At 59.7% G+C, this 21,022-nt stretch carries 22 protein-coding genes and 1 pseudogene; 12 read left to right on the top strand and 11 right to left on the bottom strand.

Annotation, left to right across the window (positions count from 1 at the left end):
- Window positions 1-153 precede the first annotated feature (153 nt).
- Window positions 154-852, bottom strand: coding sequence for an SDR family NAD(P)-dependent oxidoreductase (locus PQR40_RS33175; RefSeq protein ID WP_408510721.1), 699 nt, complete (start codon window positions 850-852; stop codon window positions 154-156).
- Between the two features lie 99 nt (window positions 853-951).
- On the bottom strand, window positions 952-1,836 hold the full coding sequence (locus tag PQR40_RS33170) for an SDR family oxidoreductase (protein WP_408233052.1): 885 nt from the start codon (window positions 1,834-1,836) through the stop codon (window positions 952-954).
- 269 nt (window positions 1,837-2,105) lie between these two features.
- Between PQR40_RS33170 and PQR40_RS33165 the strand changes: the two genes are divergently transcribed.
- The 4 genes from PQR40_RS33165 to PQR40_RS33150 all read left to right on the top strand — a co-directional run bounded on the left by PQR40_RS33165 (window position 2,106) and on the right by PQR40_RS33150 (window position 4,538).
- Window positions 2,106-2,381: a hypothetical protein gene (locus PQR40_RS33165; protein WP_408389160.1), complete on the top strand. Its 276-nt coding sequence runs from the start codon at window positions 2,106-2,108 to the stop codon at window positions 2,379-2,381.
- A 43-nt stretch (window positions 2,382-2,424) separates the two neighbouring features.
- On the top strand, window positions 2,425-2,784 hold the full coding sequence (locus tag PQR40_RS33160; protein ID WP_408510720.1) for a superinfection immunity protein: 360 nt from the start codon (window positions 2,425-2,427) through the stop codon (window positions 2,782-2,784).
- Between the two features lie 143 nt (window positions 2,785-2,927).
- The gene (locus PQR40_RS33155; protein ID WP_408233043.1) at window positions 2,928-3,095 is read left to right on the top strand and encodes a DUF2934 domain-containing protein; all 168 of its coding nucleotides are present in this window, start codon (window positions 2,928-2,930) and stop codon (window positions 3,093-3,095) included.
- Window positions 3,096-3,827: 732 nt separating this feature from the next.
- Window positions 3,828-4,538, top strand: a complete 711-nt coding sequence (locus tag PQR40_RS33150; protein WP_408233040.1) for a lysophospholipid acyltransferase family protein — start codon at window positions 3,828-3,830, stop codon at window positions 4,536-4,538.
- Between the two features lie 115 nt (window positions 4,539-4,653).
- On the opposite strand, the gene PQR40_RS33145 is transcribed toward PQR40_RS33150, so the two are convergent.
- The 7 genes from PQR40_RS33145 to PQR40_RS33115 all read right to left on the bottom strand — a co-directional run bounded on the left by PQR40_RS33145 (window position 4,654) and on the right by PQR40_RS33115 (window position 10,229).
- Entirely contained in the window at window positions 4,654-4,944 is a 291-nt protein-coding gene (locus tag PQR40_RS33145; protein ID WP_408510719.1) for a hypothetical protein, read from the bottom strand.
- A 170-nt stretch (window positions 4,945-5,114) separates the two neighbouring features.
- Window positions 5,115-6,134, bottom strand: a complete 1,020-nt coding sequence (locus PQR40_RS33140) for an arginase family protein (RefSeq protein ID WP_408510718.1) — start codon at window positions 6,132-6,134, stop codon at window positions 5,115-5,117.
- A 4-nt stretch (window positions 6,135-6,138) separates the two neighbouring features.
- A complete protein-coding gene (locus tag PQR40_RS33135) occupies window positions 6,139-6,888 on the bottom strand; it encodes an amino acid ABC transporter ATP-binding protein (protein ID WP_408233033.1) in 750 nt (249 codons plus the stop codon).
- 59 nt (window positions 6,889-6,947) lie between these two features.
- Complete coding sequence (locus tag PQR40_RS33130; RefSeq protein WP_408510717.1) at window positions 6,948-7,670, bottom strand: amino acid ABC transporter permease; 723 nt, start codon at window positions 7,668-7,670, stop codon at window positions 6,948-6,950.
- Between the two features lie 22 nt (window positions 7,671-7,692).
- Complete coding sequence (locus PQR40_RS33125) at window positions 7,693-8,349, bottom strand: amino acid ABC transporter permease (RefSeq protein ID WP_408233027.1); 657 nt, start codon at window positions 8,347-8,349, stop codon at window positions 7,693-7,695.
- 21 nt (window positions 8,350-8,370) lie between these two features.
- Complete coding sequence (locus PQR40_RS33120; RefSeq protein WP_408389174.1) at window positions 8,371-9,225, bottom strand: transporter substrate-binding domain-containing protein; 855 nt, start codon at window positions 9,223-9,225, stop codon at window positions 8,371-8,373.
- A 38-nt stretch (window positions 9,226-9,263) separates the two neighbouring features.
- Window positions 9,264-10,229: an agmatinase gene (locus PQR40_RS33115; RefSeq protein ID WP_408233021.1), complete on the bottom strand. Its 966-nt coding sequence runs from the start codon at window positions 10,227-10,229 to the stop codon at window positions 9,264-9,266.
- A 162-nt stretch (window positions 10,230-10,391) separates the two neighbouring features.
- On the opposite strand from PQR40_RS33115, the gene PQR40_RS33110 reads away from it, so the two are divergent.
- Entirely contained in the window at window positions 10,392-11,414 is a 1,023-nt protein-coding gene (locus PQR40_RS33110) for a LysR family transcriptional regulator (RefSeq protein WP_408510716.1), read from the top strand.
- A gap of 136 nt (window positions 11,415-11,550) precedes the next feature.
- Here PQR40_RS33110 and PQR40_RS33105 read toward each other — a convergent pair.
- Together PQR40_RS33105 and PQR40_RS33100 are read right to left on the bottom strand one after the other, a co-directional pair.
- Window positions 11,551-12,090: pseudogene (locus tag PQR40_RS33105) on the bottom strand (ketopantoate reductase family protein); the annotation flags it as partial.
- A gap of 31 nt (window positions 12,091-12,121) precedes the next feature.
- Window positions 12,122-13,030 (bottom strand): LysR family transcriptional regulator, encoded by a 909-nt coding sequence (locus PQR40_RS33100; RefSeq protein WP_408233015.1) that lies wholly within the window; start codon window positions 13,028-13,030, stop codon window positions 12,122-12,124.
- 97 nt (window positions 13,031-13,127) lie between these two features.
- Between PQR40_RS33100 and PQR40_RS33095 the strand changes: the two genes are divergently transcribed.
- The 7 genes from PQR40_RS33095 (at window position 13,128) to PQR40_RS33065 (ending at window position 20,933) form a co-directional block, all read left to right on the top strand.
- On the top strand, window positions 13,128-13,904 hold the full coding sequence (locus PQR40_RS33095) for an HpcH/HpaI aldolase family protein (protein WP_408389178.1): 777 nt from the start codon (window positions 13,128-13,130) through the stop codon (window positions 13,902-13,904).
- A 22-nt stretch (window positions 13,905-13,926) separates the two neighbouring features.
- A complete protein-coding gene (locus PQR40_RS33090) occupies window positions 13,927-14,805 on the top strand; it encodes an amidohydrolase family protein (protein WP_408510715.1) in 879 nt (292 codons plus the stop codon).
- 51 nt (window positions 14,806-14,856) lie between these two features.
- Window positions 14,857-16,008, top strand: coding sequence for a DUF5624 domain-containing protein (locus PQR40_RS33085; RefSeq protein WP_408389182.1), 1,152 nt, complete (start codon window positions 14,857-14,859; stop codon window positions 16,006-16,008).
- 83 nt (window positions 16,009-16,091) lie between these two features.
- A complete protein-coding gene (locus PQR40_RS33080) occupies window positions 16,092-17,411 on the top strand; it encodes an MFS transporter (RefSeq protein WP_408233003.1) in 1,320 nt (439 codons plus the stop codon).
- On the top strand, window positions 17,398-18,504 hold the full coding sequence (locus tag PQR40_RS33075) for a hypothetical protein (RefSeq protein WP_408233000.1): 1,107 nt from the start codon (window positions 17,398-17,400) through the stop codon (window positions 18,502-18,504). The genes PQR40_RS33080 and PQR40_RS33075 overlap by 14 nt, the downstream gene beginning before the upstream one ends.
- A gap of 123 nt (window positions 18,505-18,627) precedes the next feature.
- Window positions 18,628-19,734, top strand: a complete 1,107-nt coding sequence (locus PQR40_RS33070) for a porin (protein WP_408510714.1) — start codon at window positions 18,628-18,630, stop codon at window positions 19,732-19,734.
- Between the two features lie 68 nt (window positions 19,735-19,802).
- Window positions 19,803-20,933 carry a YncE family protein gene (locus PQR40_RS33065; protein ID WP_408510713.1) on the top strand — a complete coding sequence of 377 codons (1,131 nt, stop codon included), beginning with the start codon at window positions 19,803-19,805 and terminating at the stop codon, window positions 20,931-20,933.
- The last annotated feature ends 89 nt before the right edge of the window (window positions 20,934-21,022 follow it).

The raw sequence follows: 21,022 nt of genomic DNA, 5'->3' as shown, positions 1-21,022 counted from the left end.
CGTCCTATGGGCGCACAACACGGTCTGCGGCATTCACTAAACGCCCCTTCGCGTGCAACAAAGTCGGCAGTTGCCAAGTCTCAACGCCTACCACGCGCGCCAATGCGTCCAAGGTATCGGGGAGCCTTCCCTGTTCTTCAGCCGGCACGTTCGTCAAAACTTTTCTACCCAAGGACGCAGCTCGACCTCCCATGTCCACGCGCTGCGATGTTGACGATGAATATGGAGGTATTCCCTGGCTATGGCGTCAGGGTCCAGCCATTTGTCGTCAGTGCCGCCGTTGTCCGGTTGCGTCCGGCCACTGGCGATACCGCCGTCGATGACAAAGTGGGCAACGTGAATATTCCGTGGGGCGAGTTCGCGGGCCATAGATTGGGCCATCCCTCGCAACGCGAATTTGCCCATCGCGAATGGCGTCGAACCAGGTAACCCCTTCACACTTGCCGTAGCGCCGGTCAGGAGGATGGTGCCGCTGCCGCGCGCCAGCATTCGAACGGCTGCGGCCTGGGCTACGAGAAAGCCACCGACTGCGGTCACTTTAAGCGCATCCTCAAGTTTCTCTGCGTCGATGTCTTCGACTGCCGCGCGATAGCGGCCACTCGCGTTGTAGACAACGAGGTCGGGAGCGCCGAAGGCGTTCTCTACGCGGTTAAAGAGTGCTTTAACATCGTCCGGTCGACTCGCGTCGCAATTCAAGGCGAGAGCCCCCGTTTCGTCGACGAGGTCGGTCAGCTTGCTGGTGTCCCGGGCAGCGAGCGCAACCTGCATACCCTCTGCTGCAAACAGTCGCGCGAGCGAAGCACTCAATCCCATTCCCGCGCCCACAATCAAAGCTGTCTCGGTTCGACTCATGGTTCCTCCGGATTCAACAGGGACTGGATCTGCTACGTATGAACGAAGTTAGCAATTCCAGCGCGTGTGACTGCATCCGTATCGGCACACTCTAACTTTTTAGCGGAGTGGGTTACGCGATGCACGCTTCGTCATATTGTCCGCCGGCAACATGCCCGGCAGGGCCTCCACAAAGAAATCCGCTTGCAATGCGGCCCCAGCCTGCACGTCGTACTGTGCAAAGTCGCGCACACCGGCTGCCAGCAGAACTTCGTCGTCGAGGAAGAAGTTTCCCGAGCATTCTGTGGCCGGGCGCGTCAGGATAAAGTGGGCCGCGTCGGCGACTATCTCAGGCGTGCGACATGCTGCAATCATGTCCTTACCGCCAATCTCATTTCGCACAGCAGCGGTTGCAATAGCTGTTCGAGGCCATAGCGAATTGACAGCGACACCCCGGTCTTTGAACTCTCCGGCAAGAGCTAGTGTGAACAGGCTCATCGTGTATTTGGCAATGGTGTATGCCGGAAAGTCGCTAAACCATTTTGCGTCCTGGACCAACGGAGGCGACAGCGTGAGGATGTGCGGGTTCGACGAATTGAGGAGGTGAGGCAGGCAGGCTTGTGCGCATACGAACGTGCCTCTGCCATTGACCCCATGCATCAGGTCGTATCGTTTGACGGGGGTGTCGAGCGTGCCAGTCAGTCGAATGGCGCTGGCATTGTTCACGAGGATATCGATGCCACCGAACAAATCAACGGCCTCGGCAACTGCCGCTTTCACGCGTTCTTCGTCGCGGATATCCACAACAAGTGGGAGCGCCTTGCCGCCAGCCGCTTCAACAGCGGCAGCCGCCGTATGAATCGTACCCTCGAGACGCGGGTCTGGCTCCGCGGTCTTTGCGCAAATCACGATATTCGCGCCGTCGCGTGCGGCTCTGAGTGCAATCGCGAGTCCGATGCCGCGACTGCCACCGGACATGAATAGTGTCTTGCCTGCAAGGCTCATGGTCGTCTCCTGATGATTTAAAGCAGCATACGCTTCTGCGTTCATTGGCGCGCAGAGGGCAGCGCGGACTTCCGTCGTAGACCTCCTTCAACAGGGATACCCGCGAACCCAGCATGGGCGTAGCGGGGCCGTATTGTTCGCACTGTAGCAATTGTGATTTCACGCTATTGGCATAGAAAAAAGATAGGCGCCGCCTAAACTGAGTCTTGTCAGCGGCGCGGGTCTTATCCGACTTGTGGCGCTCCTATAAATCGCATTTGGGATTCGTCATGAAAAGCAAACTTCTTGCAGCTCTGCTCATCGCAGCTACTACCACTATCGCTGCGCCTGCATTTGCCAGCGGCTATGGCCCGGCACCTTTCTACCGCCCTTCGGTGGGCGCGCCAGCGTCACAGCGAGGCCAGAATGCGCAAACCGTTGCAGCCGAACGCAACGATGCGGTTGGCTCCGTTAATGATTCGTACGGCGGCGTAGTTGCGTCATCTTCGGAATCTGGCAGCCGTCAACCTTCCGAGTCTATTGGTCGTGTGTACGCAGGCCACTAATCTGAAGGTCGTCTGCTGACAGAGGGTGTAGCGAGGTGTCGAAATGTTGAAGATTATCGAGGGCGCAGTGTTCCTGGGTGCGCTGATGCTGTATCTGGTGCCTGCAATGATTGCAGACGCGAGAGAACGCGAAGACGCCTTTGCGGTGACCATGGTGAACATCCTGCTGGGATGGACGGTTATCGGTTGGTTCGCAGCGCTAGTATGGGCGCGGCATCCGGTCAGCGACCGGCGGATGAAACACTTCGCCAGGCAGGCACAACGCGCGGTCGCACGAGTCACCATTGATGCAATAGTTGCTCGAGCGGGAAGTCGTGCTGGTTCAATTCCTGTGTTCAACCCTCGCCTGGTTCCCATGGTCGCGCGAATCGCAGCAAGCAGTCGTCGCCAGCAAAGAGGTTAGCCGTTGTCGCAGATCACGCATGAATGGGTGGTTTGGCATTCGGAAGCCGGGCACCGTGCGGTGATTCCTTTTCGAACGGTCGACTCGATTGAGCACGGCGAAAATGCCCTGACCAGTTGAAGGTATTTTTTTGGAGATTGAAAATGGATGTACCTGTTACCGAAGTGCAAATTCGTACGCTCGCGTTCTATCTTTGGGAGAAAGAAGGAAGTCCCGACGGGCGTTCCCAGGAGTATTGGGAAAAGGCATGGCAGCAGCTAGGCGCAGATGGCTCGCTGGCAGCGTTGGATTCAGATACTGGCTCGGTGTGACTGGAGCGGCTAAGCGGAGGTCCCGCGCAAATATTCGACGCTCTAGTCTCACCGACGTTCGTCCTCCCTGCGTTTAATGCAGCGATAGAGTTCGAGTGCCAACGCACAGTCACTCTCCGGGACTGCTATTAGCACGAGGTCGTCTTGCCGTCGAAACTCGACGGGCCCACCATCAAAGTCAGCTGCACGGCGTTCCTGCACGGCATATCGGTAATCAGTAGCGAGGCGGCGGCGGCCGACGATTTGGGGGCGGTCGATGATGTCGCCGAGGCGGCGGCAGCGGCCTGCATCTGCGAACAAGATGGCCGTGAACCCAGACACGCCGGCATTCCATGCGCGGACGCGCGCTGGCCTCGGTGGGCAGCGCCAGAATCGTGGTTGCGACCAACAAAGTGGCCAGTATGCCTTTGTACATAAATCTCCAATGAAAAATCGAGCGTTGCGCCGCTAGCGTGAGCAGATTGAGGTAGACGCTTTTTTCTGAACAAGCGTTTTGCTTACATAAGAGGACCGTCACAGATGCTGACAGTTCCCGCACCGGCAGTATCGCTGTTCTCCCGCTCAATCATCCACGAGTCAGATATTATTAGTCTGTCAAACCGCAGTGGCGCTTTCTGCTACGCGAGGCCACTGGAGCGATGCCAACGCGCGAACGTATCGCGCTGCCGCGCAGTCTCTATTCATAGCGGCGGGACCTCCCGCTGCCAGCCCCCCCCCTTTATTCTGCTTCCCATGCGCCCCACGCTCATCAAATGGCTTTTCATTGTCTACCTTCTCGGCAGTGGGACACTTTATTCAATAGGGATACTGGCGCTCTTCCCATTCGTCGGGAGGGCCGGCCGTTATTGGCTTGCTGTGCAGTGGTGTCGTGCGATGGTTGCCGTGATGCGGTGGTTACCCGGCATCACATGCTCGGTGGAAGGACTCGAGCACCTTCCGGAAGGTCCTTCCATCATCTTGTGCCGTCACGAATCCACATGGGAGACGCTTGCATTTCTCGCGCTATTGCCGCGACGCATCAGCTTTGTTTTTAAGGAAGACCTTCTGCGTATTCCGTTCTTCGGATGGGTGCTGCGCGGCCTCGATATGGTCAGCCTGAATCGTGGCTCGCCCCGCCAGGCTCACCTGGCCGTGACACAGGAGTGTGCCGGGCGGCTGGCAAAGGGCGACGTTGTGGTCATATTCCCGGAGGGCACCCGGGTGCAGCACGGTGCGCCGTTGAGACTGACGTCGGGCGGTATTCGTCTCGCCTGCGCGACTGGCGCTCCGGTCGTCCCAGTCGTCCACAACGCCGGAAAAGTCTGGCCAGCGAAAGGGTGGCCCGTTGGGGTGGGGCACATCGACGTTGTCATCGGTCCAGCATTCCCGTCCCAGGACACGTCGCAACAGGAATTGAGTCGCGCAGTTCACGACTGGATGAAAGCAGAGTTGCTCCGGCTTTGATGGCTTCAGTGCCGTGAGGCTTCTTCATTCTGTACCGCCGGGGTTGCGGGAAAGAAGGCTGTCGCGACGAAGTCTCCGGCTGCGAAGGAGGCCGTTTCTGCTGTCAAGATAGACCTTACAGCTTCAGCCATGAAAAAGCGCGAGCGTACCATCTCGCGTTTCCTACTGTTTCTCGTTTCGTTATTCCTGGCTCGGAGACTTGCTGCGCGCCATGCATGTCGTCAAGAAACTCTCTATTCATCGACTGCTCGATTAGAAGAAGTTCTGGCGTTACAAAAGGGGCTAGATGCATGGCGTGTCCTCCGATGCTCATAACAAGCAAGTTGGGAACCAGCAGAGTTTCCGCTGCCGCGAGTCCGCATGAACGACGACCAAGCACCGCATCAGTGAATGGATTCAGGAGCACGCACCTTCTCCGGGCATCATGCGTAAAAAGGAAGCGTTGAATATGGCCATCCCTGGCGCCAAAGCAACCTCGTTTGCGGTTGAGCCGGTAACTGCTAGCGGGCGCTGGTTCCCCGCGACCCCACATTCGCCCGACAGTCTCAGCAGTTTTACGGCGCGATTTCGTCGAAATCAGCGTGGGCGCGACAGCCGCCTTGCAGCCCAACGGGGTTGCGCACATATGTTGCCGAGAAACTCGACGACCGTCAGTGCACCGAGATATGAAGTGACGCCTGTGCGCGCGTCGAGCAGCGGGTTGACCTCGACAAAGTCAAAACCTGCGACATCGTGACGTACTGCAATGGCTTTCAAGGAGTCCCGCAAGTCGGCGTACGACATGCCGTCCGGTTCCGCAGAGACGCAGCCTGGCGTCAACGACATATCCATGACGTCGACATCGATGCTGACATATACGCGGGACCCCTCCGGCAGCAGCGCCGCGATGCCTTCCGGTCCGAGGTCACGGAACTCGTTAATGGGAACAACGCGGTTGCCTGAGGCGAACACATCTTCGATGTGGGCGGGCGCGTGCCGAAGACTGCGGATGCCTACCTGCGTCAGGCTCAACGTGTTGGGCAACGCGGCGACATGTCGGAACGCGTGACCGTTTGTGTGCTCCATATCATGTTCGAAGGTCGCGAAATCAGTGTGCGCGTCGAAGTGAATGACGTGCAGCTTCTCGTCGAAAGCACGGAAGATTGAGTCGGTGATTGAGTGGTCGCCACCTAGCGCCACAGGCATGGCGCCACGCTCGAGAATCCCGCGCGTCATCCCGGTGATGTTCTCGAAGGTACGCTCGACGTTAGTCGGATGGATGTCGACATCGCCGACGTCGGCGATTAGCCCATTGCGCATTTCTTCGACGAGATACTGCTTGCGGGTGCGCGGGTCGAAATAGCCACCCTCGCCTCCGCCAAAACGCAGTGAGTGTTCTCTCAGCGACCGTGGCGCCATCCGCGAACCAGGAAAGAACGGCGAACCTTCGTCGAAGGGCACGCCGAACACGGCTATCGCCGCATCAAGTTTAGTCAGGTCCTCGCAAATCCGCGAGCGAAGGAAGGACGGAATTCCGACATAGGGTCGATTTACACGCTGCATAGCTGAACGGCTCCTGTGAACCCGAGGTTTCGATTGAGTGATGAGGTAGGGCAAAGGGCTACCCGGCCGCCACTGGAGCGACAGTCCCGAGGCGCTCTGGCGCGGCATGTTGAAGGAACGCGCGCAGACGTTCGGTGCGGGGCGAGGCAAGCAATGATTGAGGCGCACCTTCCTCGACAATGCGCCCGCCCTCCATAAACGCGATTCGATTTGCCAGCGCTGCCGCGAATCCGACGCTGTGTGTGACGACAAGCATCGTCGTCCCTTGACTAGCAAGGGTCTTCAACAATGCCAGCACTTCGCCGACGAGTTCGGGGTCGAGCGCGGAAGTCGGCTCGTCGAACAGCATCACGGCGGGGTCCATCGCGAGCGCACGCGCTATTGCCACACGCTGACGCTGTCCTCCCGAAAGTGAATGGACTGGCCGTTTTGCGAACGCCCCAAGTCCCAGCCGTGACAGCAGTGATTCTCCGCGGCGCTCTGCTTCTGCCCGCGGCCGGCCGAGCACCACGCACTGCGCACGGACGACGTTCTCCAACGCCGTCATATGCGGCCACAAGTTCAGTTGCTGAAAGACAAGCCCGATGCTTGGCCGCATCCTGTCGATCGCCGTGCGCGACTGATTTTCGATAACGCCAGCGCCTACGCGCGTTCGTCCGAACGGCTTGCCGCCGACCTCGATGAAGCCGTCGTCGGGCGGTTCCAACCAGGTCACACAGCGCAGCAGGGTGCTCTTGCCGCAACCGCTCGGTCCAAGCAAGGCGACAATTTCACCCTCCCGCACGTCGAGATAGAAGTCGTCGAGCACAGTCGTGTTGCCATATCGTTTTTGAAGCGCTGATAGACGTAGCGCAATTCCGCCTGCACTCATTGCACGCCCCGTTTTTCGAGAGATAGGTAGCGCTCGGCAAGCGCGTTTCGTGCGATGCGGACGTCTTGCGCTCCGCCCGTGTGGCGTTCCAGCCATCGAGCTGCTTCCGCGGTGGCAATGGCTATAAGCCAGTAGAGTCCAGCAACAGCGGCGAACACTTCGAATGGTGCAAAGGTGTTTCCTTGCACGATTAAGCCCTGGTAGCTGAGTTCAGGTACCGTCACCGACGAGAGCACGGCAGACTCCTTCATCATCGTCAGTGTCACGTTTGTGGACGGCGGCACGAGCGCGCGCAGGATTTGCGGCACGATTACATGGCGCGTGGCCTGGAATGGCGACATGCCGATTGCACGCGCTGACTGATACTGTCCCGTTGGCAGAGCCTCCACGGCCGCGCGAATAACCTCGGCGTAATACACGCTCGCAAATGTTGCGAGCGAGACAGTGCCGGTGACGATTGACGGCAAACGCACGCCGGCGAACGGCAGTCCGTAGTGCACGACGAACAGCAGAATGATGAAAGGCACACCGCGAATAAGCGTAATCCACCCACCCGCAAGCAGACGCAGCAGCCGTTGTGGGGCAATACGCATGAGCGCCAGCAGTATTCCCATCAAGTAGCCGATCAGGAGCGCGCAGACGCAGATTTCAAGCGTCAGTAATGCGCCATGCAGAAAGAGCGGCGCATTGTCGACAATAATAGACGGGTCGAATTTCATGGGTGCAATCCCGGTGGCGCGCTCAGGAGCGCAATGCGACCTTGTGCTCGATGATGTGCGCGCCCGCGTTGAGCATCAGATTGATGAGCACGAACATCAACGCAGCACCGAGCAGGGTTTCAAAAGGACGGAACGATTCGGCCGCGATTTGCTGCGCGGTGCGCAGAACATCCACGACGGTAATAACCGACAGTAGTGCCGTGCCCTTAACGACAATCGACGCTTCATTAACGAGAACGGGCAGTGCACGGCGCAGCACCTGCGGCAGGACGATGTATCGCCAGATTGATGCTGGGCGCAGCCCAAGGGCCGTCGCCGCCTCGACTTGACCCGGGTCGAGCGTTCCAAGGCCGGCGCGCAAAATCTCGCTGACGAACACCATGCTATTGAAGGCCAACGCTGCGACGCCGGCGGTCGGTGCGCTTAGATTCAGGCCCGCCGCGGGCAGTACATAGAAGAAGATGAAAATCTGGATGAGCAATGGCGTGCCACGCACAAAGCTAATGACTACAGCAATGACACTGTTTATCCAGCCAATTTTGGCTGCTCGCAATATGGTCAAAGCTGTGCCGAGCACAAGGGCCATCAAAATAGCAATTGCAGCGAGGCGAAGATTCGTCAGCGCCGCCGAAGCGAGCGCGGGCAGCACGGACCACAGATAGTCGATGTGAAATTTCATCGCACTGCTCCTCTGCGAGGACTAAATTGCGCCGGGCGGCAGGTAGCCACTGTCGGGAATCTTCATCTCGTAGCCGAACCACTTTTTCTGTAGTGCGCCGAGGCGGCCGTCGTCACGCATCTTGCGAATGACGCCCGAAATGAAGTCGCGCAAGTCCTTGTCTTCGGGACGCGTCACCCACGCGAGATAGGTGTAGGCGCCGTCGAGTTGGACAGGACCGCCGAGCCTGAAATCATCCGGATGTTGCTTGACGAGCACCGCGAGATTCGGCAACGACTGGACAACGCTATCGACCTCGCCATTCGACAAGGCGACGTAGGTATCAGGGAACGATGTGTAGAGTTTGAGTTGCTTGAACCCGCTGCCTCCTGCAGCCTTGAGCTTTGCATCCAGCGCTCGAGCGACGGGTTCGGTCGACGAGGCAAGCTGCGTCGCGACCACCTTGCCGTTCAGGTCGGCCGCCTTCAGAGACTCCCCCTTTCGGTCCAGGAGATAGGGCATGCCGTCGGCAATCGGTAGCGTGTACGCGTACCGCTTCGCGCGCTCCTCGTTGATGCCTACTGTCGTAGCGACGAAATCGAACTTGCCGGCCAGCACACCGGGCAGAATGCCTTGGAACGGAAGGTCCATCTGAACCAGTCTGGCGTGCAGTTCCTTGACGACCTCGGCAAGAATGTCGGACCCGTATCCTACAATTTTGCCATTCTGCACAAACTCAAAGGGTGGATACGCGGCTTCGGTACCGACCGTCACCGTCCCTGTGCGCCGGATCTTTTCCAGTGTCGTTTCGGCGAGCGCGCTATGCGACATCGCCAGCAAGGCTGTGCAAAGTGTGGCTGCGATGCTCGCACGAGCCTTTCTTGAAATATGCATCATGATATTCCCGGGGGTATTGTGGCGAAGAAGGTGTTTGCTCAGACGCGCGGCACATCGAAGTAGTCGGCTCGGACCGCGGCTCCAATCAGATTGACGATAAGACGTCCTGCAGTGATGCAGGAAATCATGTTCACGTCGATTGAGGGCGTAATTTCGACGATGTCCATGCCCACGACGCGCCCCTTGCGCACCAGGCCGTGAATGAGCTTGCGTACCTGGTGGAAGGTGAGACCTCCTGGCGCCGGACCTTCGACAGCCGGCATGACGGTCGGGTCGAGCCCGTCGGCGTCGATAGTGAGGTAGTAGCGGCCTCCGTCCGGAATCATTGCGAGAACGGAGTCGATGCCTTCGTCGTGCACCTGGAAAGCGGGCACGATATGCGAGCCATATGCGGCGGCCGCGGCAACTTCTTCAGGACGCGCGCTGCCTTGTGCGCGCATGCCAATCTGAAAGATGTCCTTGACGTGCGGCATCTCCGACGCGCGACGAATCGGGCTCGACAAACCATCGCGCACGCCGTTCACGTTGTCGCGCCAGTCGAGATGTGCATCCACGTGCACGATGGTGATTGGGCCTTCGTCCGCGAACCCGCGCAGCACCGGCGTCGTGATGCCGTGGTCGCCTCCGATGGTGATGGGCAGCGCGCCTTTTGCGAGAATCTTGCGAATTGCCTGTTCGGCGCGTGCATAGTGGCTGCGGAGGTCATTGAAGTCGGCTGGGACATTGCCGACATCGACCACTTTCAGCGCGCGTCCGTCGTAGATTGGGCCGCCGACATCGTAGTCGTAGCGCTCTAGTGACCGGCACACTCGGTCCGTGACTGACCGCACAGCGTCGGGTGCGTGAATCTGGTCATTTGAGATGGCTCTGGCATCGTAGGCGCTCCCGAAGGGCAGCCCCATGATTGCAACATGTGCTTCAAGCTTGTCAAGGTCGGTCTGGATAGGCGAATACAGAAAACTTTGATGTGCAGCGCGGGGTGGTACGGTGAGCGGCAGGTTCATGTTCTCTCCTGGAGATGGCGATTGAGAAGTGAACCCAGTCTAGGAGGTCGAATAAATGCGAAGGAGTGCCGCCAAAATAACCATGCGTGCAAGTCGCGCAACCTTCAAACCGCAGTGCTCTCTGGCATTGTCTTTGCATCTGCGGGAAGTAGGGAGGAACGCATGAAACTCGTCCATGATTCGCACCACTCCAGTGCAGCTGCGTTCAATGTTGGGTCAAAGCCCGACACATCGGCTAACGGCGTTTCGATTGGCGAGGGCGACTTGCGGCTCTTTAGAATCTTCCGCGCGGTCGCTGAGGCTGGCGGTCTCGCTGCTGCCGAGACGGAATTGGGAATGGACAGGTCGACGATTAGCCGTCAACTGGCTGCGCTGGAGGCCCGACTTAGCGCGCGATTGTGCTTCAGGGGCCCCGGTGGCTTTGAATTAACAGAATTCGGGCGCGCGGTGCTGCGAGCCGCAATTAACGCGCACGATACCCTGCAGATGATTGGCCACGAACTCAATCGTGCGCGCAGCGTGATGACAGGCAGCTTGCATATCGGTATCGCCGATAACTGCCTGACCAATCCCGAATGCAAACTTGTGACAACACTGACCAGGTTCAGACAGCTTGCGCCAGACGTAACCGTCCATTTGTCGATACACCTCCCGTCTGACCTTCTTGCGAAACTCGCCGATCGACAACTTCAACTTGCCATTACGGGGACCACACGTGGTGTGACCGGTACCATGGTCGGTGACGTGCACCTTCGATGCATGGCACTCTTTAAAGAAGTGTTCAAGCTGTACGTTGCTCAGACCGATGACCCACCGCCAACTCTCAGCAGCCTGCTGGCGCATGGCTACGAGTTGATTGTGCGTGAACGGGACCCTCACACGTCTCGCCTGGTGGAATGTCTCGGCATCGCACGGCATGGCGTATCTGTAGGCCTGGAGGCGGTCGCAACGCTTTTAGCGAGCGGCTGTTTTGCAGGATTTCTCCCAACGCACTATGCGGAGTCGCTAGACGCGCGATGGCGATTCGTGCCTGTTCAAGACGCGGAGGAACTCAACTACACAACGCTCTTTTCACTTGTACAAGTCGAAGACAGGCAACTTGCGCCGAGCACGGACCTGTTCGTGCGCCTTTTGCAGGAAACACATTTAGGCGTAGAGAACGAAAACATCGTAGTCACGGCGTAGTCGCCGGCCCCGACCGTCTCCTGGCCACCGTGACTCCAATGCGCCCGCACACGGAATCTGCAGTAGCCCTTAGGGGCGCAGGCTTTGTCGCGACAGTCGCGCGGCGATGATGCCGCCAGGTTTGGCCTCATGCCTGTCATGGAGAAAGGTCAGTCCGATCGTCCCGGGCCGCAAGCAGTTCCGTCAGCAACGCTTCTCCTGACCACGCCGGACGAACTGCACGCTGTTCGGCCGCGCGCACCAGCGCGCACAGACGCGCATTCACCGGCGCGCGCTGTCCGCAGCGTTCGGCCAGACGCAGCACTTCGCCGTTGATCCAGTCGATTTCCGTCACGCGTCCTTCTGCCAGGTCATCAGACATTGAGGAGCGCGCCAACGGATCGATTGCCAGCATCTTCCCGGCGAGTCGTTCGAACAGTGCATCGGGTGTGTTCAGGAGACGGGGGATCCAGTTGGCGGGGAGTGATGTCAACCTGGCCGGCCGTATGCCGGATAGGGTGAGTAGTGCGAGCGCTTCGGTTTGTGCGAGAGCCTGGCAATGCCGATACGCACGCTGTGAGAGCTCTTCTTTCAGCGGCCGGTTCGACAGTGCGTTGATCGCGTTGTTGAGGTTGAGCAGGAGTTTCGCCCATTGCACTGGCAGGATATCCGCATGCAGAGTGAGGGGTAATCGTCGCCATGAAAATCTCGCGTGAGTGGGGATGCCATTATGTGCGATATGAAGTTTCGTCCCGAAGACCCCGCGCCAACTCCACAAATTGCATCGCCCGGGCGTTGGCGTCCCCATGGCGGTGAACGATGTATAGCGTGGTGATGGTGTCGGTTTCGTCCAGGTGTCTGAACACAACGCCCGGCACCGCGATGGTCTGCAGCGTCGACGGCACGAGCGAAATCCCGAGACCGGTGGCGGTCAGTCCGATCAGGGTGGACGCCTGTTGGGCCTCCTGGACGACCTGGGGTTTGAATCCGCGCTTTGCGCACAACGCGACAATCTTTTCGTAAACCGCGACCCCTGCTTGCCGCGGATAGGCGATGAACGGCTCGTCGCGCAGATCGTTAAGCTTGATCGATGGGGCACTGACGAGCCGATGCCGCGCATGCATGGCGAGCAGTAGCGGCTCTTCCATCAGAGGCGTGAACACCAGATCGGTGGGTGGCGCGCTTTCGGGCATCCGCAGCAAACCGACGTCAATTTCGCGCTGCTCGATCGCCTCAATCTGCCGGGACGACGACAACTCCAGCAGCGTGATGTTGACCTTTGGACGTTGCGTCCGGTACGCGTGAATCAGCCGCGGGAAAAACGGTGACAGCGTTGAAGCATTGGTAAAACCGACCCGCAAACGCCCAACCTCGCCGCTGACCGTCTCCCAGACGCTTTCCTTCGCGTGTTCGATCCGCGCGAGGATCGCCCGTGCGTCGTCCAGCAACGCGAGCCCCGCCTCGGTCAGCGCGACAGTGCGGCGCGTGCGATGGAAGAGCCGCGCGCCCAGTTCCGCCTCAAGCGACTGGATCGCAAGACTCAACGGCGCCTGCGTAATGCCCAGCCGCTCGGCACTGCGCCGGAAATGCAGCTCCTGCGCCAGCACCACGAAAAATTCCAGATGACGGATATTCATTGATTTGCTCTGTAAATCAATAAGCTTGATTTGGAGAATAAATCAAAACTGTTTCCGGGGCGATACTGTCTTCCACCAACACAACGACGGAGACAGCATGAACGGTGCGGAACTGGTCGAACGCCTGCGAGCACGACACAAGATCATTGCGCTGGGAATTCGCGCCTCGCGCACGACGGATGTGGTCCGCTGGGCCAAAGCGGCCGGCTACGACACGATCTGGGTGGATATGGAACACAGTTCGCTGCCGGTCGACACCGTGTCGCAACTGTGCTCCTGTGCGGTCGACCTCGGCCTGATGCCGTGGGTGCGCGTGCCGGAGCGCGACTACGGCACCATCAACCGCGTGCTGGATGGCGGCGCGCTCGGCATCATCGTGCCGCGCGTCGAGACCGCCGAACAGGCGCGCGATGCGGTGATCGCCACGCGCTTTCCGCCGCTCGGCCAGCGTTCGCAACTGGCGACGCTGCCCTACGTCAACTTCGAGAAACTTCCCGCTCACGAACTCAACCGGCGTCTGAACGAGGCGACCGTGCTCAAGGTGCTGATCGAAAGCCGGGCCGGCGTCGAAGCCGCTGATGCGATCGCGGCGATCGAAGGCGTCGACGTGCTCGCGCTAGGTTGCAACGATCTCTCCGCCGATCTGGGCCACACCGGCGAATCGGCGCATCCCGAAGTCGTGGCGGCGTGCCGCAAGGTGATTGCAGCGGCACAGCGGCACGGCAAGGTGGTGATCGTGGGCGGAATGCCGGAGTGCGAGGCGCTCAACGAATTGCGCCGCGAGGGCGCCGCGCCTTTCATCTTCGCCGGCATCGACAGCGATGTTTATCTGGCGGCGTTGCGCGAGCGCGTCGAGCAGGCACGTCAACTTTAATTCGAACTCTTATTTTCAGATCATGGCAGAAACCCCGCTGATTTCCACGCCGATGCGTGACTATGAAACCTTGTCGCGCCCGTCGTTCACGATGCCGCCGCTCGCTTGCGACGCGCACATGCACGTGTTCGGCCCCGAGGACAAATACCCGAAAGTCGAGCATCCGCACTACACGCTGCCGGACGGCAAGCTCTCGCACTATCTCCAGATGATGAGCGTGCTGCACCTGAAGCGTTTCGTGATCGTGCAGCCGAGTTTTTACGGTACGGACAACCGTTGTCTGATCGACGCGCTGCATGTGGCAGGGTCGATCGCACGCGGTGTCGTGATGATCGAGGAGGGCACGGACGCGGTGACGCTCGACAGCTTCCATCAGTCCGGTGTTCGCGCGGTGCGCCTCGATCTGTTTGCGCGTTCCGGGCTGCCGACCGTCGAGATCCAGCAGTACATCACACGGATGGCGCGCTTGTGCTCAAGCCTCGGCTGGCACGTGCAGTTCTATGCGCCGGGCTGGGTCGTGCGCAATCTGATTCCGTTTCTCGCCGACGTACAGACCGATTTCGTCATCGATCACATGGGCTACATGCTCGAAGAAGACGGCCTCACGCAAGCGGATTTCGACCGTCTGCTCAGCTTGCTGAAAGATGGTAGCTGCTGGCTTAAACTCAGTGCGCCGTACCGGATCGCCAAACATCGCGGCTATGAAGCCGTGGCGCCGATGGCCGAAGCGATCATCAAGGCTGCGCCGCAGAAAGTGATCTGGGGTTCGGACTGGCCGCACATTCCCGATTCGACGCGCGACACCGGCGAATTGCTGAATCTGCTCGGTGCGTGGACCGACGATCCGGCGGTGCACAAGATGATCCTGTCCGACAACCCCGCACGGTTGTTCGATTACTGAGCGACAGTTTGAGCGGCAACTGAACGATTATTGAGGCGACACCCACTCACTATGCCCTATCAACCCAACGCAGCGTTTGCCGGTCTCTTTCGCGCGTTCACGTCGGACCCGCAGAGCATCGGCGCGCATCTGACAGAGCAGATGGCGCAGCAGCAAGCGGACGACCCGTTGCTCGTGTCGACCGGCAGCGACATCGTGCTGTTTCCCGGCGCGGGGCGTGCGCCGACGATCGAGAGTTTTCGCAAATCGACGCGTGGCTTCATCGAGTTGACGGCGGTATCGCATCTGCCGCTGGCGCTGGCTTACCTTGCGCGGATGCGTGAACTGTCGCCGCACGACGACACGTGGCAACACGACGCGTCGAACCTGCGAAACCACGCACAGGAAACCCGCGCGGCGAACTCGCTTGCGCTTTGGCGCGATCACGTCGCGGTAGAGAGTTTCGCGGGCCACGAGCAGAAGATTGCCGATCTCGTCGACTATACCTGTGGCGTGACGATCGATCTGCTCGAGCGGGCCGAGCAAGATCATTCGCTGCTGACCTTCGCGCGCCTGAACGACGAGTACTTTGCCGCGCCGCGTACGAGCGCGTTTCCTGTGCCGATGAACGACGTGATGTTCGCGACCTTCGGGCTCGCGTTTCTCGACATCGTCTACCGCATCGGCAACTGGTTGCGCGCGCAAGCGCTCGACTGGAACCGCCTGATGGTGCTCGTCAGCGGCCGCTCGGGCAGGCCGACTGCCGGTGTGACGTGGGCGTCGAACAACATGTGCTATCTGGTGTGGTGCGCGTCGAATCGCGTGTTGCTGCCCGAACGCGTGTTCGTCGCGCCGCACGCACCGTCGTTCTCGGTCGCCGAATTGCCGGACGCCGCAGGCCTCGCGGAACTGGAACGCACGTATCGGGCGTTGTGGCTCAACACCCGTTCGAGTATCGATGTCGCGCGCTCGCTGTTTCCCGGGCAGCAACCGTATCGGTTCGATCCGGCGCCGGCCGACGGCATGCCGCCCATCACATCAGTCGACGATCACGATGCGACCGCGGCTCGCCTGCGCCGCATCATGGAAGATCCGACGCAACTGCTGTCCAACTGCGTCGCCGATTACATCGTCGATCAGTTGTACCGCAACGGCAATCAGCCGCAAAAAGTTGAGATTCCTGGTTTTACGAATGTGACTTTCCCGAGCACCGTGCAGTCATAGCGACGGCCGCTGGATCAATACCTGCGCGCAAGGGCATCCGCGCGGGCCATAAAAAAACGCCCTTGATGAAGGAGACAGGCTTCATGAACTCACTTGCACAAGAGCCGTCGGCGGGTCCGCCGCTCAGCAACGTGCTGCGCATCACGCTGGTGTGCTTCGCGGTGTCGATGATCGATGGCTTCGACACGCTGATGTTGTCATTCGTCGCGCCGTTGCTGGCGAAGTCGTTGCAGATCGATCACGCAACACTGGGGCGCGTGTTTGGCGCCGGCTTCATCGGCACGGTGCTCGGCTCGCTGATTATCGGGCCGCTGGCAGACCGTTTCGGCCGACGCCCGATGCTACTGCTGGCGCTCGCCGTAACGGGCATTTTCACGCTTGGCTGTGCTTTTTCCACCTCGGCGACGATGCTGGCCGCGCTCCGCTTTCTCGGCGGCCTCGGCATGGGTGGCGCCATTCCGCCGGTCGCGGCGATCACGGCTGAGAGCAGTTCACCGCAGCGCCGCTCTTCGCTGGTGATTCTGATGTTCATCGGCTTTCCGCTTGGCGCGGTGGTGGGCGGTGCGATCACCGCGGCGTTGATGGTGCGCTTCGGCTGGCCGTTCGTGTTTCTGATGGGCGGCACCTTCGCGTTGCTCGCGCTGATCCCGGTGCTCCTCGTAATTCCGGCGCAAACCGTCAGCCGCGCCGAACGGGCGGCAGCACGACAGCAAGCGGCGGCGCGCGGTCTGAACGTGGTCGGCAGCATGTTTACCGGCGGCCGGCTCCCGGCGACGCTGGCACTGTGGGTCAGCGTGTTGTCGAGCATGATCCTGTCGGGCTTCCTGGTCAGCTTCATGCCGACCATCCTCAACATGAACGGCGTCGAACCGGGCCGCGCTGCGCTCGGTTCGGTGTTGCTCAATTTAGGCGCCATCGGTGGCGCGCTGGTGATTTCGACCCTGGTCAGCAAACGTGGGCCTTTTTTGCCGGTGGCCATTTCCTTTCTTGGTGGCGCGGTATTGACGGTGGCTCTTGGCCAGATCATCGGTGCGGGGAATATCGCGCTGGCGATGCTGTTTGCAGTCGGCGCGTTTCTGGTCGGCGGGCAGTTGACGTTTCCGGCGATCGCCAGCTATCTCTTCCCCGCCAATGTGCGGGCGGCCGGTGTCGGTTGGACATTGGCGATCGGACGTATTGGTTCGATCGTCGGGCCGGTGGTCGGCGGCATGCTTCTTTCGCAGCATCTGTCGTTCGAAACACTTTTCATGCTGGCGGCGATTCTCGCGGTAGGCGCGGCGCTAGGCCTGTGTCTCGCCAATGTGCTGCGGCCGCGCGAAAACGAGAGTGGACCGGTCACGCCGACTGCGTCTTTTGCGATCACGGGTTCGGAGCTGGGAGAAGCGGGTCATGGCAAAAACTGAATTGGGCGGGGGCCTGCTTACGACACTGCAGCAACTGCCCACCAGCGGTGCGCGCGCGGTCGAAGTCTTTACGACGGACGAGGGCACCTTTCTCGGCGTGCCACAACTCGCACGCGATGTACCGGGTGAGGCGCCCTACATGAATGCTGGCGACAGCGACATTGAAGCGCCGATCTACCGCTGGCAGGACGGCCGGTTCATCGAGCATGAAGCGCTGTCATTGCCCGGCGGCGAAGACCTCGAGTACTTCGAGATCGACGGCCGGCGCTTTCTCGCCGCGGCCGGCATTCGCAGCGGCAAGGGACCGTACGATCTCGATACCGACGCGGTGGTGTATGAACGCGTCGCCGGCGCATGGGTGCCTCTGCAAAACTTTCCGGTATTCGCGGCGAAGCAGTGGATTGCCTTTTCGTTCGACTCGCGTCATTTCCTCGCTTTGGCGCAAGGCGTGGTGATCGACGGTGTCGTGCCGAAACATCCACGCGAATCGTGCCTGTTCGAATGGAATGGCGAGCGCTTCGTGCCGTTTCAGACTTTCAATGGACAGTGGGGCTACAACTTCGCGTTCGTGTCATTCGGCGGTGAGCACTATCTCGCGTATGCGGACCATGTCAGCGGATCGTCAGTGAATCGCTGGGATGGCGAGAAGTTTGTGCCACTGCAGACGTTCGACGAAAACGGCGGCCGTGCATTCCGCTTTTTCGAAGCAGAGGGCGCGTTATGGCTGGTGCACGCGAACCTGATTAAACACACCACGCTTTATCGATTCGACGGCGCACGGTTTGTCGATATGCAAATGCTGGGCGGCCCGGGTGGACGCGAGCTGTGTCTGATCGACGGCAAGGAGGGGCGCTATCTGGTGCGCGTGTGCTTTATCACCGGAACGCCTAAAGCACCGGTTGTCGTGCAGCAATCGGAGATTTTCCAGTGGCGGGATGCGCGCTTCGAACGGGTGGGTGAGTTCGCGACGTCCGGTGCAACCGACGCCACCAGCTTTGTCGATAACGGTCAGCGCTATCTGGTAGTCAGCAACAGTCTGAGCGACGAGATCCGCTTTCGCACGGATTCGACGTTATACCGGTTCGACGGTTAGCGGCTAGACCCCCGTATCACCTGCGTCCGGCGGCCCGCCGGGCATTCCCTTTCGGGAACAGCGATCCCTCCTGCGAGGGAGGGCGCCGTTTTGCCTTAGAAAAATAAAGAGTGGAGACGATGAATGAATAAGCTCGCCCTGAGTGCAGCAACGTTGTTTGCGTTAATGAGCCAGGCTGCTCACGCTCAAAGCACCCTCACGCTGTACGGCAGAATCGACGAAGGCCTGACGTTCGTGGACAACGAGGGAGGCGGTCATAACACGAAGCTCGATAGTGGTGTGCTGTACCCGAACGTATGGGGCCTCGCCGGTCACGAGGATCTCGGTGGCGGTAACACGGTGGTGTTCAAGCTTGAAGGTCTGTTCGATCTGAACAGCGGGAAAATGCTTCCCGCCAATACGGAATTCGCGCACCAGGCCTTGATTGGCCTGGAGACGGATTACGGCAGGATCACCATGGGTTACCAGTACGACATGGCCTTCGATTTTTTTAACCAGTTCAACGTTAGCGCGCTCGGCAGTGGCTATGCGGTCCATCAAGGGGACTTCGACCACACCAACAACGACCGGATGCCAAACTCCGTCAAGTACACCAGCCCGACCATCAAAGGATTCCAGTTCGCCGCGATGTATGGCTTCAGTAATACGGCGGGAAACTTCCATAACGGCAGCGCGTGGAGCGTCGGCGGACAGTACGCAAACGGACCCCTGACGATTGGCGCGGACTATACGTTCGAGGCCACGCCGACGCTGGACCCGTACGCGCAGATCGGTTTGCGCACCTTCTTCGGCATACCGACCGTGACGGGAACCGGCAATTCGGCCACCGACCTCCAGCCGGCCTTCACGCTCCATTCGTTGGCCACGTTCGGCATCGGCGCTTCGTATGCGATCGGCGATTTCACCCTTTACGGCAACTTTACCGACACGACGCTGAAGTACCAGGGCGAGGCCTCTGTGATGCACGTCTATGAGGGTGGGGCGACGTATCAGGCTAATCCTTTCTTGCAGTTTGTCGTCGGCTACCAACACACCGGTTTTCAGGGCTACAAATGGAATCAGGTGACGGCAGCGGCTAACTATGCCCTCTCCAAGAGGACGCAGATTTATATCTCGTCGGACTACGTGAAAGCATCGGCCGGCGTCGATGCAGTTCTTGGCGAGGCATTTGCGCCGTCGTCGACAGGTCAGCAAGCCGACGTTCGCATCGGTATCGTCCACTCCTTTTAATTGCGTCGATTGTCAGATTCAGCCGTGATGCGTATCGAAACCTTAACAACTGATGGAGAAGTCAACAAATGAAACGAGCATATGCCGGGATGGTGGTTGCAGGGGCGATGGTGTTTGGCGTTTGCGCCTGGGGTACCGGATCGGCGGACAGTCTGCCGAAGTGGACCGCTAATATCCCGATTAAAGTCGCGACGCACTTTGCCTTCGACACAAGCGCGATCGCAGACGGAAAGTACTACCTCGCCGACGGATCGAACGTTGCACTAGACGTATTCGACGCCAGGACCATGACGCTGCTTGCGCAGATTCCCGGGGATTTTGCCGGCGTTGGCAAGAGCTTCGATACCTCCGCGCCGGCTGGTGTGACGCCGGTCCCGGGCACGTCGTTGGTCTACGTGGGGGACGTCAATTCGGTCAAACTGATCGACGTGTCAGAAAAGAAACTGGTCAAGACGATCGCGGTCAGCACGTCAGGGATTCGCGCCGACGAAGGTTGCCTCGACCCGGAGCACCACATCGTGATGTACTCGAGCGGCGGCGAAAAGCCGCCGTTTTCGACCTTCATCGATACCCAGACTCAAGCGGTGGTCGGCAAACTTTCTCTCGCCGACTCCACCGGCCTCGAGGCGTGCGCGTACGACCCGAAGAACAGGAACTTCGTGTTGAACAACGATGGAACGAAGGCGAATCCGAAAGGCGAAGTCGATGTCATTCCTGTTGCGTCCGTTCTTGCAGGAAAGCCCGCTGTTTCGAAGGTGTTTGCGCTCAAAGGGTGCGACGCGCCAACCGGCATCGCAATCGGACCGGGCAACGATGCGCTGATTGGGTGCGATCCCGATGAGGGGAGCAAGCAGTTGACGTTGATCATCGACCGTAGCAACGGCAAGACACTTGCCGAATTGCCATTCGGCGGTGCAGACCAGGTCGCCTATGACCCGGTTTCGAAGCGCTATTTCCTTCCCGCTGGCCACCACTCTGCTGACGGTATTTCTCAGGTCGGTCGGAAAGACGCGAAATTCGACTCGGCGCTCGGCGTCGTCGACGCGACCACACGGCACTTCCTTGGTAGCGTCCCCGTCGGAATTCACGCGCACTCGGTCGCGGTAGATGGTGAGTTACACCGTGTGTTCGTGCCGCACGCGGGCGGCGCGTCGGCTGAATTTTCCAACCCAGGCGTATCGGTATTTGCCACGCAGTAAGCGCGTGCCCGGCAAAGGCCGCCCGCTCTCTATTCAGGGGGCGTGGTCATCCGATCGGCCTGAAGGGGTTGCACCGGCTATGTGCCGTC

This window comes from Paraburkholderia sediminicola (genome assembly GCF_046026855.1).
Classification (GTDB): Bacteria; Pseudomonadota; Gammaproteobacteria; order Burkholderiales; family Burkholderiaceae; genus Paraburkholderia; species Paraburkholderia sediminicola_A.
This window is presented reverse-complemented; position numbering and strand designations above follow the sequence as displayed.